We start from the raw sequence: 308 nt of genomic DNA, 5'->3' as shown, positions 1-308 counted from the left end.
ATTCATACTTGACCAATGACTGATAATTGAGATTAATTTTTCATAACTTACTTGATATTAGTCTTAAGGCTTAATCAATTTATAACGTATACCATCTTGATATAATTTATCTCCCTTACCTACATAAAATGTTACGACATCTCGGTAAGTTTCTTCTGGTAAACTTACTGTTATTGGTTCATATATAGCATTGAGTTTATTTTCTGAATTTAACACCCAATCCGGTACATTAATTACATGATAATTATAAGTAACATAAAAATTGGTTTGATTGTAACTATAACCCTTTGCACGTGTATATTCATTTT

1 protein-coding gene is annotated in these 308 nt (G+C 27.6%); it reads right to left on the bottom strand.

What is annotated here, in order from left to right; genetic code table 11:
- Window positions 1–63: 63 nt before the first annotated feature.
- The coding region (locus H3T96_RS14665) for a hypothetical protein (protein ID WP_198248698.1) at window positions 64–308 on the bottom strand (245 nt) is incomplete at its 5' end.

This window comes from Gilliamella sp. W8136 (genome assembly GCF_016101285.1).
GTDB classification, from domain to species: domain Bacteria; phylum Pseudomonadota; class Gammaproteobacteria; order Enterobacterales; family Orbaceae; genus Gilliamella; species Gilliamella apicola_N.
Note: the sequence above shows the minus strand (reverse complement) of the source record. Positions and strands in the feature narration are given on the sequence as shown.